The sequence below is a fragment of the Pseudoalteromonas sp. 13-15 genome, from assembly GCF_001468205.2.
GTDB classification, from domain to species: domain Bacteria; phylum Pseudomonadota; class Gammaproteobacteria; order Enterobacterales; family Alteromonadaceae; genus Pseudoalteromonas; species Pseudoalteromonas marina.
Genome location: NZ_CP019162.1, coordinates 378,551 through 392,822, shown reverse-complemented (window position 1 = coordinate 392,822; position 14,272 = coordinate 378,551). Strand labels below are relative to the sequence as shown.

Genomic DNA, 14,272 nt, shown 5'->3' with positions numbered 1-14,272 from the left:
TATCTTATTACCAATATTACATAACTTTAGACGTATTGAGTAATAATCAATTAGTACTGACGGTGCGTTTTCTATGCCTTTTTGAACTAACCCTCTGTCAGTTTATTATTTAGCTCTTCTTGCGTTGAAGACCAAGCGGTAATCAATGCCTTAACAAGCGAAGCCAAAGGAATGGCAAAAAATACCCCCCAAAAGCCCCAAAGACCACCAAAAAACAAAACTGCGACAATTATAAATACAGGATTTAAGTCAACCGCTTCTGAAAATAACAATGGCACAAGTACATTGCCATCAAGGGCCTGAATAATCCCGTAAATAATCAAAATAGTCCAAAATTGAGTTTCTAATCCAAATTGAAATAACGCCACAGCAGCGACCGGAATAGTCACCAGCGCAGCACCCACAAACGGAATTAACACAGAAAAACCAACTAACACACCTAATAAGGCTGCGTAGCGTAAATCTAAAAATGTAAACGCGATAAACGAAACGCCACCTACAATTAAAATTTCAAACACTTTCCCGCGAATGTAATTCATAATTTGTTGGTTCATTTCGTTCCATACTTGCAAAATTAAACGACGCTGTTGCGGAATTAATTTAGCCACACTACCCGTTAACTCTAGCTTATCCTTAAGCATAAAAAACACGAGCAACGGCACAAGCACTAAGTAAATTAACCACGCCACTAAATCTTTTAACGACGTTAATGAAAACGATAAAACGACTTGGCCAAACTCAATGACTTTAGCCTCGACAGTAGCAACAATACCTTGTACTTGGTCGGCATTTATTAAACTTGGGTATTGCTCAGGTAAGGCAACTAAATACGACTTACCTTGCTCTAACATATGAGGGGTTTCTTGCACTAAGTTACTGGTTTGTTTCCACAAAACAGGGCCAATCACTAAAATTAAAGTAAGCATAATGCCTGTAAATATAAGCATTACGATCACGGTTGCAGTAAATCGGCGTAAGCCAAGGCGCTCTAAATGTACAACAGGCCAATCAAGTAAATAAGCAATAACTAATGCCACTAAAACCGGCACAATTAACGAGCCAAAAAAGTACAGTAAGGCAACAGAAACAAGTAGCAAAAATAATAAGGTGACCGAATGAGGATCGGAGAATTTTCTTTCGTACCATGTTTTTATATATTCAAACACGTAATGGCTCCACTAATAATAAACCTTGTTGCTTATCTAAGTTGTAACTGTAAGCATATTTTTTTAAAAACCGCTCAATATCATCCACGCTCTCATCACTAGCAATTGTAAATGTGATGGCTTGCTGTTTAGATAATGCTTCACGTAGCCCTAATTTAAACTGAATAAACTGTTGAGGACATCTATATATTCGTAAATCTTGGTGTAACATACTCGTTTTACCGATTTGTTAAAATGAATAATAAGTCGCATTGCTGTGCATCAGTAGCCAGTAAAATATCAACAAATGTAACTTTTTCTTAAAACAATGCCTGCAATGGTTTATTCTGTAATACATAGTTAGTAGTAAGGACAGGTTAATGTCTCGCACGCATAATAAAGCGCATTTACCAAGTAATCCAACACTCAAAGAGATTAATTGGTATAAAAAGCAAATAAATTGGGGGGAGCTTCCTCCTTTTTATCATTTAGTTGCCTCTTCAGTTAGCGAGTCTGAAGGTGTTTTAGAGCATGGATTTGATAACGCCGTAAAACAACTTATCGACAGACGTAACTGGAATCTAGACATACTCGACGGCTTTGAGGACGATTTAGGTGAGATCCATACCAAACATAAACCTCGCATTGCATTACATCAGGTATTTACAGACAGGGGCTTTGAACTGTGGGCACTGCCTTATGCAAAAGATATTGTTGTTGACCAATACATAAAAGATAACCGCTTTATGGAGTTTAGAGTATGGGATCCGCATTCAATGAAAGTGCTTTTAAGGCTAAATCAACTACATAAATTTATTGGTTTTTACTTTGAGCGCGGTGATAAAGCCGATAAAGCCCTTATTTTACATTCACACAAAGTGGTTCATAAAATTATTACTTTTTTGCAGCGGGAGTTGAACGTAATAAAGATAGATGGAGTCTCAATAAAAGAACTCTACCAGTTGTGCGAAAAAGACAGCCGTGCAAGCAGTGACGAAATAGACATAGCCAAAATTGCCATTGGCGAGCCAATAAACAAGGAATAAGATGCAGCTAAAATCAGCCTTTATCTCTTTATGCAGTGCCGTACTTACATTTAGCCTTCTAGTAAGTGAGCCATTAAAGGCGCAAACTAACTTTAATCTTCCTGACTTGGGAACTTCTGCATTACAAGTACTCCCACTCGAAAAAGAACAAGCGATTGGGGAAGTAATGATGATGCAAATACGTGGTGGCTCACCGATTATTAACGATCCCGTATTGGATGAATACCTAACTACCATTGGTAGAAAGCTTGTTGCAAACGCAAACGATGTACGTTTTCCGTTTTCATTTTTTTGGATCAATAACTCTGACATTAACGCCTTTGCTTTTTACGGCGGACATGTCGGTGTGCACACAGGCCTTATTGCGCAAGCCGATAGCGAAAGTCAGTTTGCATCTGTGCTCGGTCACGAAATCGCTCACGTGACTCAGCGCCATTTAGCACGCAGAATTCAGCAACAACAAGATAACAGCGCAATGACTATAGCGGGTATGATAGCCGGTATTTTAGCAACTATTGTTGCCCCTGACGCTGGCATTGCCATTATTTCAGCTAGCCAAACACAATCTGCGTTTAGCCAATTAACGCACAGTCGTTCTGCTGAACAAGAAGCTGATCGAATAGGCATGCAAACACTTAATAATGCAGGGTTTGATGCACGTGCATCTAGCGACTTTTTAACTAAACTGGCTGCACAAATTCGTTATAAGTATAAACCACCTGCATTTTTGCTTACTCACCCACTGCCAGAAAGTCGAGTGTCTGATGTGCGTCTTCGGGCTGAACAGTACCCAAAGCGTCGCTTACCTGCAAGCCTCGAATTTAATCTTGCTAAAAGCCGAGTGCTTGCGCGTTACGACAACAAACCAGAAAATGCTGAAGCCTTATTTAGAAAACTCCTTCGTGAAAACAGCTACAGCAATACAGCACTTAATTACGGTTTAGCGTTAAGTTTACTTGATCAAGAAAAACTGGATGAAGCAGACACTATTTTAAGCAAGCTATTAAAAAGTGACCCTAAAAATTTATTTTATATTGATACGCAAACTGATTTACTGATAGCGCAAAAAAAAGCCGACGAAGCCGTTTCATTTTTAGCTGAACTACATAATTACCGCCCTAACAATCAAGTAATTACGCTCAACTATGCAAATGCAGCATTAGAAGCTAAGCAATACGAACTTGCTGAAAACGTGCTTAAAGGTTTTTTATTAGAAAAACCAGAGCATAGTTTAGGTAAAGAGCTACTGGCTGACGCGTACAAAAAAACAAGACAAATTGGCGGCCTATCACGAGGCAAACGCTGACGTGCTATCTCAATACGGTGCTTACATGAAAGCCGCTGATGAAATCCAAAAAGCGCTTAACTTCGTAGAATCAACAGAGTTAATAAAACAGCAGCGATTAAAAGCATTACTTACTCAGTACCGCCGTTTACAAAAAGAGCTTGCAAGGCTTTAAGTCTGCAAGTTGTTGCCCTAAAATAGAGGCAATTCACACTATGGAAACTTTTATGTCTGTTACTATTTATCATAATGCGCGTTGTTCTAAATCACGTGAAACACTTGCCCTTTTGCAAAGTAAATCAATTGAGCCCACCGTTGTTGAGTATTTAAAAACGCCTTTAACATCTGATCAAATTACTACACTTATAGAACAACTTGGTTTTAGCTCTGCTCGTGATTTAATGCGTACAAAAGAAACCGAGTACAAAACGCTAAATTTAAAAGACGAAACAAACGAAACCACGCTTATAAACGCCATGGTTCAGCATCCAAAATTAATTGAACGCCCTATTGTTGAACACAATGGTAAAGCCGCAATTGGTCGCCCACCAGAAAACGTTTTAAGCGTTTTATAATGAGTACAACCATCGTGGTACTTTACCACTCCAGCCATGGCTCCGTTGAAGCAATGGCCCATGAAATAGCTGAGTCAATAGAGCAACAAGGCGCAACAGCCCTACTGAGAACGTTTGTAGCTAAAAACCCGCATGACATTGTTATTAGTAAAGATGACCTTATACAGTGTGATGGCTTGGCTTTTGGTACACCTACCCGATTTGGTATGATGGCTTCTCAAGCCAAAGCATTTTGGGAAACCACCAGCGAACTATGGCTCAAAGGCCAACTAATTGATAAGCCCGCATGTGTGTTTTCATCGTCAAGCAGTATGCACGGCGGTAATGAGGCCACACTGCTTAATTTATCATTGCCCTTACTACACCACGGAATGATGCTACTTGGTGTACCTTACGATGTGCCCGAATTATTAGGCACTCAAACTGGCGGTACCCCCTATGGCGCTACGCACGTTGCCGGTAGCAACAATAGTGCCCAGTTAAGTAAAGACGAAATTAAAATATGCCAAAGCGTAGGTATACGCCTGACAAAAATTGCGAGTAAACTTCAATGAACACAGCGCAACCCCCTGCTAAAAAGCCAATAACCGTAAAATTTCAACGCATTGCATTAATTGGCTATATTGGCCTGCTCGTTTTAATGCCATTATGGATGTACTTTGTGCCGCCTCAAGAAGGCCCGCTCGATGTTATGTCGCTATTTGTACCTATAATTCCTCTATTACTACCGCTTAGAGGTATTATAAAAGACAGTACTTATACCTACGCTTGGGCAAACTTTGTTGTTATGCTTTATTTTATTCATGGCTTAACTATGCTTTGGGTTGCACCTGACGAGCTGATTTGGGTGTTACTTGAGTTGTTATTTGCATCTTTCATGTTTATTGGGTGTACTTATTATGCAAGACACCGCGGGCAAGAGTTAGGCTTAAAAATTCGCAAACTAAAAGAAGATTTAGCTGACGAAAAAGCCGCTAACGAGCTTCACAAGTAAAATAAAAAAAGCGCGTTTACTATTGAATAAACGCGCTTTTATACATTCTAAATATGTATTAACTATTTAAACCAATTCACTTAGTGCAGCCAACGTCACGATACCCGCTAAACCTAGCTGAGCTAATAAGCTCAACAACGAAAAGCCCCTCAATACAAATAAACCCCAAGGGTGTTTTATATGTGGATACAAAGCGCAGCGCTTTAAGCTCATAGCAAAGAAAAAACAAATCACCGTAACCATAGTTAAACCAAGCGTTAGTTCACTTTTTATGGTCAGCGCTTCATCAAAAAAGAAAAATAACTGTAATGGCAATAATAAAGTCACAATAGCATGTAAAACATGCACTTTTTTAATACGATCAAATTGCCCTTCTGGGGATAGCTCTTTAATTCCAAAATCACGCTCTAGGCATTTAACTAGGTTTTGCGCTTTAATGCTCACAGCCAATCGGTAGCAACTTAGGCCCTCGTTATTACGCGCTCTAAAATCAAAGCCTGCTTTTATTAGCATCACCATTAACGATTCATTTTTAGAGAGCACAGCATAATGCAATGCAGTATTACCAAGGCTATCAAGGGCTTTTTTATCTTGCTTAGGTAGTAAGGTTTGTACAACGTTTACAAAACCACGCTCTGCCGCCCACATGAATGCTGTTTTACCGTTATCATCAGCTAATGTGCCTGTTGCACCTTGCTCAATAAAGCGCATAGCCATTGTTTGCTTGGCCGTTTTTTTACGTAAGTGTGTTAGGAGCGCTTGCTCAAGTAAAACCACCGAATCAACATCAGGCGATACTTGTTTCAATAAAGTAAAATAGTCTTTACCCATTGCTACTTTGTCACTTGCAAGCCCACTTAAAACTTCTAAGTCAGCAATTGACTCAGGTATAAAGTGGCTTAAGCGATCTCTAAAATCAACTTCTTTCCATAGCGATAACGCATCGACTGCACTAAGCTTACTGCCATTATTTAAAGCATGCTCAATGAGCGTAAAATAACGTTTGCTAAAAAATAAATTAAATAATGAAAGCGGTGTTTCAACTGCATTTTGTGCGGCAACACTCGCGTACTTTTCTAAACGCTGACACAACAATAGCACTAAGCTCTCTGGAGTATATTCGTTATCGTAAAAGTGGGTTTTCATTGCGCCTACGTATGCCTGTGCATCTTCGTCGTATTCACAAATATGTTGAAAATAGCATTCTTCAAAAGGCTCAAGCGGTGTTAACCACGCCAAATAATAAATCGGGGGCAAAACAGTGGTACACACACCATCGTCTTCATTGGTAGAACGACAAGCTGGCCAAGCTTCTAAAGCATCTAAAATAAAGGCACCGTTTTGCTCTACAAGGCCTTTAATGAGTAACGGATATTCCTTTGGCCAAATCAGTACATTTTCCATTAAAACAACACAACTCCAGTGTAGCTTGGGTAAGTGGTCAGGTTATAACAGCTTTCAGCTGACACCACGCTTAATCAAAGAGGCGATATTCTAGCACAGCCAGATCGCCACGCTAGAACAAAGTAGATGAATAATGAAAAATATAAAAGCAGCCAAGTAAGTAATTACATGGCTGCTTTTTAGGTTGGAGTTGGGCTTAATCTCTTCCACACAAAAAGATTAATTATTTATTCTTTAACTCGCTAATTACTTGGTCAATGCCTACATCTGAAATGCGCTGAATTATCTCTTTTTGCTTAGCACTTAAAAGCGAAATACCCTCGGCTACAATATCATACACCTTCCATTGATTATCTTTACCTAGGCGTAACTTAAAGCTTAAATCAATTGTGGGGGCGTTAGGCTCTATAATTTGCGTATTAACCGTGGCGTATTCTGAATCGCTTTGTGCATTATTGTGCTCAAAAACCACTTTTTGGCCTGTGTATTTCATTAATGCACCGGCATATGTACCAGTTAAGTAATGCTCAACCGCGTTAATAAAATCAACAGCTTGTTGGCGCTCAATGCCTTTAATGTGTTTACCTAATAGTTTAAAAGACACAAACTTAATATCAATATGTGGCATTAAACGTTTTTCAACAATTTCCGACATTTCACTTTTACTGGCATTACCTTTACTGTTCACTTTGCCTATATCTGCAAAAAGGGTGTCTGCTACAGACTCTAAAAGTATATCTGGTGATTGCTGAGCTTGTGCATAAAGCGATGTGCTTAAAAATGCAGTAGCAATTAAAAATAGTTTAATAAGTTTCATAATATTTTTTGTTTGTGTGATTAAGTTAAGGCTAATTTACGTCATTAATACGCAATAAAAAAGGCACAAATAAGCAACTTATTAATGCCCAAAAAGCACCAATAGATTAAGTAATTAAATTTCAATAAGTTAATAAAACCTATTAACACACCGTATACATCCCCATTTTCGCTCGCCTTGAATTTATAACCTCCCCACCCTCATCATTTGTTTTTTCGATAAACCAACTATCAGCGAGCAGCTATGAAATCCTTTTTTAAAATACTTATTTTATTAATCGCCTCACTTTTTATTAATACCACAGCATTAGCGCAATCAAACCATGGCTACGCAGTCGACGTACTTAAAGGCACGGGTAATATAAATGGAATAAAATTAGCTTATCAATACCATATGCCAAAAATGCAAAACTTAGTTGGAGATACCCGCTTTTATATCGAAACCAGTGTAAACCTGTGGGAATTTGCGCATAACCACCATTCACAATCTAACATGGTATTAGCGGTATCGCCTGTATTGCAGTTTCCAGCGTTTAGTTTTAATAACACCCCGTTTTATGTTGAAGCAGGCATTGGTGTTTCACTTATTGACGAAACACAGTTTGGTGGTAAAAATTTAAGTAGCCATTATCAATTTGAAGATCGTATTGGACTCGTTGCCGATTTAGGCGATACAAACATTGCTTTGCGAATTATTCATTATTCTAATGCGGGGTTTCAAAAGCCCAATCCAGGCCTTGATTTTATGACCTTATCGGTTGCCAAGCGATTTTAATACCCTCTGATTTGTTTGCTGGTAATTACTATTTAAAAACGTAAAATAATAAGCAAACAAAAACTGAGAAATTAAAATGCAAACATGGCAAGTAATCCTCATTGTGGTGATGGTATTTGGTGTTGTAATAGGAAATATTGCCTTGATAAAACACAGTGCTAATATGGAATTTAAAAAGTCAGACTCGCACTTAAAAAACAAACAAGACACAAAAAAGCCCTGATAAATCAGGGCTTTTAATTTAAAAAATAAGCTTAACCTACAAGCCAATGTGCCATTAACGAAATAATCGGCAATGTTATAAGTGTTCTGAGAATAAATATTACAAACAGCTCAACAATGTTTACTGGGATTTTGCTTCCTAACAGCAGCGCCCCCACTTCAGACATATAAATAAGCTGAGTCACACTCATCGCGGCAATGATAAAGCGTGTTACATCACTCTCAATAGTCCCAGCTGCAAGGATTGATGGGATAAACATATCGGCAAAACCAACCATGATTGTTTGTGCTGCAGCCTCAGCTTCAGGCACTTGCAACAATTCTAAAAATGGAATAAACGGCATACCTAAATATTGAAATAGCGGCGTGTATTCTGCAATGATTAATGCAAATGTACCCACTGCCATAACAACAGGTAATACAGCAAATACCATATCAAGTGCGTTGTGTACGCCTTCTTTTAATGTCCCCACTACACCCGGCGATTTATCTGCCTTGGCCAGCGCTATATCTAAAGAATGACCCACTAATGATTTACCTTCAGGCACCAGCTCTGCGTTTGCGTCAGGCTCTGAGCCATCAATAAGTAAATCTTTTTTAAACCTAAGCGGTGGCAAGCGCGGCACAATAATAGCGGCAGTAATACCTGCCAAGCACACCGTTAAATAAAACGGAGCGAATAAATACTCAAGCTTTACTTGGCCAATAACCACTAAACAAAACGTAATTGAAACAGCAGAAAATGTAGTACCAATAACAGCGGCTTCGCGTTGTGTGTAGTATTTATCCTCGTACTGGCGCGCAGTCATTAATATTCCCACACTGCCATCACCTAACCACGATGCCACACAGTTAACGGCACTTCGCCCTGGAACGCCAAATAACGGGCGCATTACTTTAGTTAATAACGTACCTACCAACTCAAGCAACCCAAAGTTAAGTAACAAAGGAAGTAAAAGTCCTGCCAGTATAAATACCGAAAACAACACAGGAAGTAAGTCGTTTAACACGAGTGCCCCTGTATTTTCAGACGTGATCGCATGCGGCCCCACGCCTAAAAAGGTCATTAATACAAATGCAGTACCAAATAAACGCGTAAGCAACCAAACCCAACTAACATTAAATAAGTGGTTTAACAGTGGTACTTTACAAATCACTTGAGGCTTAAAAACACTTACAATGAGTGAAAACGCACCCGTTATACAAATTATGGCAGTAATAATGGCTTGTGCTGTATCTGCAAAAAATACTTGCATGGCTTTGGCCATCATTGCAATAGGAATGGTCATTGCTTCACCGCTCGACACCGGCGTCATAAACAAAAACACACCAATTAGCGAAGGCACAAGGAACGCAAACCAAGTACGCCAATCGTACTTAGGTGAAGTTGATAATTGAGACATATTTTTAACCTATAAAAACCACAAAAAGAGCTAAGCGCTCTTTTTGTGGTAAAACGTATTATTATTTATATTTTAATGCCGCGCTTAATAAGTGCTGCTTCTAGTGCTTGCTGTAAACCATTCATGGTACCTGGCTCTAGCGTTTCGCCTTTATCGTCCATCCAGGTTAAGCTTGTGCCACCTTGCTTAGTTTTACTCACTAAAATTTGGTATTGGCCTTCATCTATTGGTAATTGCGCAACATCGTCGCCCCAAATCGAATCCCACATACTGCTTTCTGGTGCTTTATAGTCAGCTGTAATTAAACCTGTATCTTGGTTTATTTCAACAATAGTAAACGACAAACGCTCTAAAAAGCCTGAAAAACGATCAAATACCGCATCGTAAGATTGCTCAGTAACCAGCGCTGCATTACCTTTATTGTCAAAGCCCATTTCTAAAGAAATAATACCTTGGCGCTTGCGCATATCAACTTCAAGCTGGCGATAGCGGAAATCAAATTCAGTAATAACTTGGTTAAGTGCACGCACTTCTAATTGCTGTTTAAGCAAGTCTGTAAGTGTTGTATCACCTTTAAAATCGATTAACTCAGCACGTAAAGAGGCTGTACGTTCATGCGATTTTTTTTCAATAGAAAATCTAAAACGTTGCAGGTCATCGTTTTTTTCATCGCCCCACAACCAGCTTTCTTCGGTTTTAATAATTGCGTACCAATCGGTTTCAATAATGCCAAGTAGCTTATCTTCTTTGGTAGTAGCGGTGTTATTTTCAGCTAAAACAGCTTTAATTGAATCCCAAATAAAGTCATCTAAATCAACAATGCCATCGTTTTTATCAAAATATACACGTGCTAGATTATCAGCCTCTTCGACCCAGCTGCCTTTTGCTACAGTGAGTACTTGAGCTGGTGGACGATAATTGGTTGCGTCTGGATTATTGTTATATTGACCTACTTCCATTTTATAAACTGGATCTTGAGCCGGCTGAGATAAAGACGCTGGCGCTTTTACTGGCTCATGCGCGCGGTAATTACGTTCATTATGCGCATCGTTAACAAATACACTACACCCTGATAAACTTACCAATACACTTACTGCAAGTGCTTTTGGGATCCAATACTGCACAGATAATTCTCCTTAGCATACCCTTTAATTGTTTTAACAAATATATGAGTGGGTTATGCCGATTTGGTTCAGTGTAAAATCAATATTAACTTTACATTTTTATTTGGCTGCTTAATTGCAATAAAGTTCAGCACCTCAACTTAGAAAAACTAAGCGCAAATAAGCAAATTTTAACTATGGTACTTTCCTGTGCTAGTAAAAACAAGAAACACCGTACTTTAAACGCGCTTAATTAGCCCGCATTGTAGTTTACACACTGTTTTGTGTTAAACTTCGCCGCCGAGCAAGTCCTCGAGTGTATTTAGTAGTGTTATCCATTGCGTTGTTATAACCCTTGTAACTTAGGTATTTTAACCCATGACTGCATTTTCAAATCATCAAATTGTGTTAACTGCTATCGGCGAAGACAGGCCTGGTATTGTCAGTGAACTGACGCAACTAGTCAGCGACTGTCACTGCAATATTATTGACAGCCGCATTGCCATTTTAGGCTGCGAGTTTACCTTTATAATGTTATTGCAGGGTGATATGTCGGCCATAAGCCGAATTGAACATGTGTTACCAACCAAAGCAATGGAACTTGGCTTGTTAACCATGATGAAACGCACAACCAGCCATACTCCTAGCGAGTTTTGTGCCGGTTACACATTAGAATACACGGGTATAGATACCCCTGGTACGCTAAGCAAAGTGACACGCTTTTTTGCCGATAACCACATCAGCATTTGTTCTTTAAAGTCAGATACGTTTAATGAAGAAACTGACACTAAAATGCGCTGTGAAGTAGAATTTAATATCCCCATAGATGTAGACATAGATAAATTTAAAATTAGTTTTGAGAGCCTTTCTCATACCCTAAACGTAGATTATATTTTTAAACGCATTCGTTAAGGAAATAGCATGAACACAATTAGTCCATTACAAGCTGGTGATACAGCACCCGCTTTTAGCTTACAAAACCAAAACGACGAAACAATCACATTAAGTGAATTGTTAAAAGAGCAACAAGTACTTGTGTACTTTTACCCTAAAGCGTCTACACCAGGTTGTACCGTGCAAGCAGAAAACCTGCGCGACCAACAAGCTGAGCTTGCTAAATTTAACACCCGTGTTGTAGGCATCAGCCCAGATCCAATTAAGCGCCTTAAAAACTTTGAAACTAAAAAAGAGCTTAACTTTGATTTACTCGCCGATGAAGATCACGCCATTGCAGAAGCATTTGGTGTATGGGGCTACAAAAAGTTTATGGGTAAAGAGTACGACGGTATTCACCGCTTAACGTTTTTAATAGGTCAAGACGGTAAAATTAAACACTTATTTGATAAGTTTAAAACCAAAGATCATCACCAAGTGGTGCTTGATTATTTGGCAGCAGAATAAGCTCGCTAACTACGACCAAAAAAATACATAAAGCGTTGCCCTAGAGCAGCGCTTTTTTATGTTATTTACTAAATAACGTGGTTAAATAAAGCATCTTCTAAAAATAAATAAACAACTGCACGTTTTGAATTTAAAGTTACAGTTTGTTCCTTTTTGTTTTCAACAATAAGCTTTATTAGGTTACTCATATATGAGACAAGAATTAAGAACTAAAATCATTGAAGTATGTGATAAAAAAATTGCCAGTAAAGGTGATAATGTAGGTCTGTCTTTCTACGCTTTTTTTGCTAATAAAAACAACAATCCTGAACTTTTAATGGAAGCTGCTACTTGGTGGATTCAAACTCATCAGTTAGATCACTTCGTTAAAGCTCATAAAATAAAACAGATGATGCTGAGTAATTTATAAGCCCTAAAGTGTTCATATTCAATGTGCATAATGCTTTAAGCAACAGTTAAAAGCGCGATTTAAAGTCTCTAAATCAAGGAGTGTGTATGTCTTTTGTAAAAAAGCTATTTCGGTGGTCACGAGGCAGGCAAAAATCGGGCTATGATAAAATGCTGCTTTGTGGTGCATTTTGGCCCATAAAGTTTGATGTGTATTTATTAAAGTTCCCAAAAGGAAGTGAAATACCACCGCACACTGATCTTGTTAAGGATGGTCAACATTACAGACTAAATATTGTGTTAAAAAAAGCGGATATAGGCGGAGAGTTTATTTGCTCTAGCCTCATATTTGAAACAGAAAGGATCAAGTTATTTCGCCCTGATATCAGCAGGCACCAAGTATCAAAGGTAGAAAAAGGTAACCGATATATACTAAGTATTGGCTGGATAAAAAATACTTAGTCAAAAACTCCCCTTAAAGTGCACTTTAATCTAGTACTCACCATCTTTCACGGTATAGTCTATTGATATATTGAGCATAAAAAACAAAATATAAGGATTTAAATTTGAAAAAGGCAGTTAGATTTAAAGCGTATTTAGTGGCTTTAATCACATGTATTATTGGGTTTCAGTTTTCGCCGGCAAGTAATCAGTTTTATGCAAACCCGTTTTATATTGGCGGTTTTATTTTTGCAATCGTACTAATTGTTAATGTTATTAATTACTTCTGCCCAAAGTGTAAGAAAAACCAAGTAATGCAATCGGCTAAAGGCTATCGCCTTCCAACAAATAAGTGCTATCACTGCGGGGAAGAAATTAACTAACATTGTCGGAGGCGCTTTGCTTATCCGACCTACGTGTTTAAATAAGCTGGTGTGGTGGTTTATATACAGAGTGAGTAATGGAGTTGTGGTGTTGGGTTTCGTTTCACTCAACCCAACCTTTTATCTACAGAGTATAACTTAACGCAGAGCAGCTTATCGCTTACAGCTAACCACTTAAAGCCGCCTTTGCGCTTTAACTAATTCCTAAATACTTGTGTACTTGTATTGATAGGCGCCAGTTTTTGGCTATACAGGTGTCGATTGCTAATTTGGTTGCAGATACCTTTTGGCTTATTGGCTGCAAGTAAACAAGTTTAGGATTAACACCTGTTTTGGCAAACAGCGCTTCAAGCTCTTCTACGTGCTTTTGCATCGCTACTGGGTGCTTTATCTCGTTTGCACGCTTCATGGCGCTGGTAAGTACTTCATAACCGCCGCGCATGTTTATTTTAGGCGAAACGGTAACCCATGTTTGCTCCGGGGCAAGTATTTCAAACGTGCCGCTGGTTTCTATTTGTGTAGTAAAGCCTTGTGCATGTAATAAGTTACATACTGGGTTTAAATCGAACATGCATGGCTCGCCGCCGGTAATTACAACATGCTTTGCGGTATAGCCACGTGATTTAAACAGCTCAAGTACTTGCTCGGCGCTGGCATCGGCCCAATGATCTGAGTCGGCTTTTTTCTCTACGGTTTCGTCAAGAGACACTTTGTATACGTTGTCTACATCCCATGTTTGTTTTGTGTCGCACCACGAACACCCTACAGGGCAACCTTGCAGGCGTAAAAATATTGAGGGTGTGCCAGTAAAGCTTGCTTCACCTTGAATGGTTTCAAACACTTCATTAATTTTGTACAAAAGAGATCTCACTTACTACCTAGCAGCAACATT

At 38.8% G+C, this 14,272-nt stretch carries 18 protein-coding genes and 1 pseudogene; 12 read left to right on the top strand and 7 right to left on the bottom strand.

Going from position 1 to position 14,272, the window contains the following annotated elements; translation table 11 throughout:
• Nucleotides 1-86: 86 nt before the first annotated feature.
• Both ATS72_RS01990 and ATS72_RS01985 read right to left on the bottom strand, forming a co-directional pair.
• A complete protein-coding gene (locus ATS72_RS01990) occupies nucleotides 87-1,166 on the bottom strand; it encodes an AI-2E family transporter (RefSeq protein ID WP_058428673.1) in 1,080 nt (359 codons plus the stop codon).
• Complete coding sequence (locus ATS72_RS01985) at nucleotides 1,159-1,377, bottom strand: hypothetical protein (protein ID WP_006792337.1); 219 nt, start codon at nucleotides 1,375-1,377, stop codon at nucleotides 1,159-1,161. The genes ATS72_RS01990 and ATS72_RS01985 overlap by 8 nt, the downstream gene beginning before the upstream one ends.
• A 148-nt stretch (nucleotides 1,378-1,525) precedes the next feature.
• On the opposite strand from ATS72_RS01985, the gene ATS72_RS01980 reads away from it, so the two are divergent.
• The 5 genes and pseudogenes from ATS72_RS01980 (at nucleotide 1,526) to ATS72_RS01960 (ending at nucleotide 5,045) form a co-directional block, all read left to right on the top strand.
• Complete coding sequence (locus ATS72_RS01980; RefSeq protein WP_006792336.1) at nucleotides 1,526-2,191, top strand: hypothetical protein; 666 nt, start codon at nucleotides 1,526-1,528, stop codon at nucleotides 2,189-2,191.
• Between the two features lies 1 nt (nucleotide 2,192).
• Nucleotides 2,193-3,651, top strand: a pseudogene (locus ATS72_RS01975) (M48 family metalloprotease).
• 52 nt (nucleotides 3,652-3,703) lie between these two features.
• Nucleotides 3,704-4,051, top strand: coding sequence for an arsenate reductase (glutaredoxin) (arsC, locus tag ATS72_RS01970; RefSeq protein WP_058429165.1), 348 nt, complete (start codon nucleotides 3,704-3,706; stop codon nucleotides 4,049-4,051).
• Nucleotides 4,051-4,605 (top strand): NAD(P)H:quinone oxidoreductase, encoded by a 555-nt coding sequence (gene wrbA / locus ATS72_RS01965; protein WP_006792333.1) that lies wholly within the window; start codon nucleotides 4,051-4,053, stop codon nucleotides 4,603-4,605. Before arsC ends, wrbA begins: the two co-directional genes overlap by 1 nt.
• Complete coding sequence (locus ATS72_RS01960; RefSeq protein WP_058428672.1) at nucleotides 4,602-5,045, top strand: DUF2069 domain-containing protein; 444 nt, start codon at nucleotides 4,602-4,604, stop codon at nucleotides 5,043-5,045. Before wrbA ends, ATS72_RS01960 begins: the two co-directional genes overlap by 4 nt.
• A 66-nt stretch (nucleotides 5,046-5,111) precedes the next feature.
• On the opposite strand, the gene ATS72_RS01955 is transcribed toward ATS72_RS01960, so the two are convergent.
• Together ATS72_RS01955 and ATS72_RS01950 are read right to left on the bottom strand one after the other, a co-directional pair.
• On the bottom strand, nucleotides 5,112-6,449 hold the full coding sequence (locus ATS72_RS01955; RefSeq protein ID WP_006792331.1) for an ankyrin repeat domain-containing protein: 1,338 nt from the start codon (nucleotides 6,447-6,449) through the stop codon (nucleotides 5,112-5,114).
• Between the two features lie 223 nt (nucleotides 6,450-6,672).
• Nucleotides 6,673-7,266: an MlaC/ttg2D family ABC transporter substrate-binding protein gene (locus ATS72_RS01950; RefSeq protein WP_058428671.1), complete on the bottom strand. Its 594-nt coding sequence runs from the start codon at nucleotides 7,264-7,266 to the stop codon at nucleotides 6,673-6,675.
• 243 nt (nucleotides 7,267-7,509) lie between these two features.
• On the opposite strand from ATS72_RS01950, the gene ATS72_RS01945 reads away from it, so the two are divergent.
• The gene (locus ATS72_RS01945) at nucleotides 7,510-8,040 is read left to right on the top strand and encodes an acyloxyacyl hydrolase (RefSeq protein WP_058428670.1); all 531 of its coding nucleotides are present in this window, start codon (nucleotides 7,510-7,512) and stop codon (nucleotides 8,038-8,040) included.
• Between the two features lie 76 nt (nucleotides 8,041-8,116).
• Nucleotides 8,117-8,263, top strand: coding sequence for a DUF2897 family protein (locus ATS72_RS01940; RefSeq protein WP_006792328.1), 147 nt, complete (start codon nucleotides 8,117-8,119; stop codon nucleotides 8,261-8,263).
• A 31-nt stretch (nucleotides 8,264-8,294) separates the two neighbouring features.
• Here the strand turns inward: ATS72_RS01940 and ATS72_RS01935 are convergent, their stop codons facing one another.
• Entirely contained in the window at nucleotides 8,295-9,665 is a 1,371-nt protein-coding gene (locus ATS72_RS01935) for a YjiH family protein (protein WP_058428669.1), read from the bottom strand.
• Nucleotides 9,666-9,730: 65 nt separating this feature from the next.
• Nucleotides 9,731-10,789: an outer membrane protein assembly factor BamC gene (gene bamC, locus ATS72_RS01930; protein ID WP_006792326.1), complete on the bottom strand. Its 1,059-nt coding sequence runs from the start codon at nucleotides 10,787-10,789 to the stop codon at nucleotides 9,731-9,733.
• A 357-nt stretch (nucleotides 10,790-11,146) separates the two neighbouring features.
• Between bamC and ATS72_RS01920 the strand changes: the two genes are divergently transcribed.
• The 5 genes from ATS72_RS01920 to ATS72_RS01900 all read left to right on the top strand — a co-directional run bounded on the left by ATS72_RS01920 (nucleotide 11,147) and on the right by ATS72_RS01900 (nucleotide 13,380).
• The gene (locus tag ATS72_RS01920; RefSeq protein ID WP_008129801.1) at nucleotides 11,147-11,680 is read left to right on the top strand and encodes a glycine cleavage system protein R; all 534 of its coding nucleotides are present in this window, start codon (nucleotides 11,147-11,149) and stop codon (nucleotides 11,678-11,680) included.
• Between the two features lie 9 nt (nucleotides 11,681-11,689).
• The gene (bcp, locus tag ATS72_RS01915; RefSeq protein ID WP_058428668.1) at nucleotides 11,690-12,169 is read left to right on the top strand and encodes a thioredoxin-dependent thiol peroxidase; all 480 of its coding nucleotides are present in this window, start codon (nucleotides 11,690-11,692) and stop codon (nucleotides 12,167-12,169) included.
• 190 nt (nucleotides 12,170-12,359) lie between these two features.
• Complete coding sequence (locus tag ATS72_RS01910; RefSeq protein WP_058428667.1) at nucleotides 12,360-12,578, top strand: DUF6500 family protein; 219 nt, start codon at nucleotides 12,360-12,362, stop codon at nucleotides 12,576-12,578.
• Between the two features lie 86 nt (nucleotides 12,579-12,664).
• Nucleotides 12,665-13,018 (top strand): 2OG-Fe(II) oxygenase, encoded by a 354-nt coding sequence (locus ATS72_RS01905; RefSeq protein ID WP_010557543.1) that lies wholly within the window; start codon nucleotides 12,665-12,667, stop codon nucleotides 13,016-13,018.
• Between the two features lie 104 nt (nucleotides 13,019-13,122).
• Nucleotides 13,123-13,380, top strand: a complete 258-nt coding sequence (locus tag ATS72_RS01900) for a hypothetical protein (RefSeq protein ID WP_008129805.1) — start codon at nucleotides 13,123-13,125, stop codon at nucleotides 13,378-13,380.
• Between the two features lie 193 nt (nucleotides 13,381-13,573).
• Here ATS72_RS01900 and queE read toward each other — a convergent pair whose 3' ends face one another.
• Nucleotides 13,574-14,239 (bottom strand): 7-carboxy-7-deazaguanine synthase QueE, encoded by a 666-nt coding sequence (gene queE, locus ATS72_RS01895; protein WP_008129807.1) that lies wholly within the window; start codon nucleotides 14,237-14,239, stop codon nucleotides 13,574-13,576.
• Nucleotides 14,240-14,272 lie beyond the last annotated feature (33 nt).

Coding starts and splice junctions, on each gene's coding strand:
- ATS72_RS01940 (WP_006792328.1), top strand. CDS start 8,117: ATGCAAACATGGCAAGTAATCCTCATTGTGGTGATGGTATTTGGTGTT.
- ATS72_RS01950 (WP_058428671.1), bottom strand. CDS start 7,266: ATGAAACTTATTAAACTATTTTTAATTGCTACTGCATTTTTAAGCACA.
- ATS72_RS01960 (WP_058428672.1), top strand. CDS start 4,602: ATGAACACAGCGCAACCCCCTGCTAAAAAGCCAATAACCGTAAAATTT.
- ATS72_RS01945 (WP_058428670.1), top strand. CDS start 7,510: ATGAAATCCTTTTTTAAAATACTTATTTTATTAATCGCCTCACTTTTT.
- ATS72_RS01905 (WP_010557543.1), top strand. CDS start 12,665: ATGTCTTTTGTAAAAAAGCTATTTCGGTGGTCACGAGGCAGGCAAAAA.
- wrbA (WP_006792333.1), top strand. CDS start 4,051: ATGAGTACAACCATCGTGGTACTTTACCACTCCAGCCATGGCTCCGTT.
- ATS72_RS01955 (WP_006792331.1), bottom strand. CDS start 6,449: ATGGAAAATGTACTGATTTGGCCAAAGGAATATCCGTTACTCATTAAA.
- ATS72_RS01920 (WP_008129801.1), top strand. CDS start 11,147: ATGACTGCATTTTCAAATCATCAAATTGTGTTAACTGCTATCGGCGAA.
- ATS72_RS01980 (WP_006792336.1), top strand. CDS start 1,526: ATGTCTCGCACGCATAATAAAGCGCATTTACCAAGTAATCCAACACTC.
- ATS72_RS01910 (WP_058428667.1), top strand. CDS start 12,360: ATGAGACAAGAATTAAGAACTAAAATCATTGAAGTATGTGATAAAAAA.
- bcp (WP_058428668.1), top strand. CDS start 11,690: ATGAACACAATTAGTCCATTACAAGCTGGTGATACAGCACCCGCTTTT.
- ATS72_RS01985 (WP_006792337.1), bottom strand. CDS start 1,377: ATGTTACACCAAGATTTACGAATATATAGATGTCCTCAACAGTTTATT.
- ATS72_RS01935 (WP_058428669.1), bottom strand. CDS start 9,665: ATGTCTCAATTATCAACTTCACCTAAGTACGATTGGCGTACTTGGTTT.
- arsC (WP_058429165.1), top strand. CDS start 3,704: ATGTCTGTTACTATTTATCATAATGCGCGTTGTTCTAAATCACGTGAA.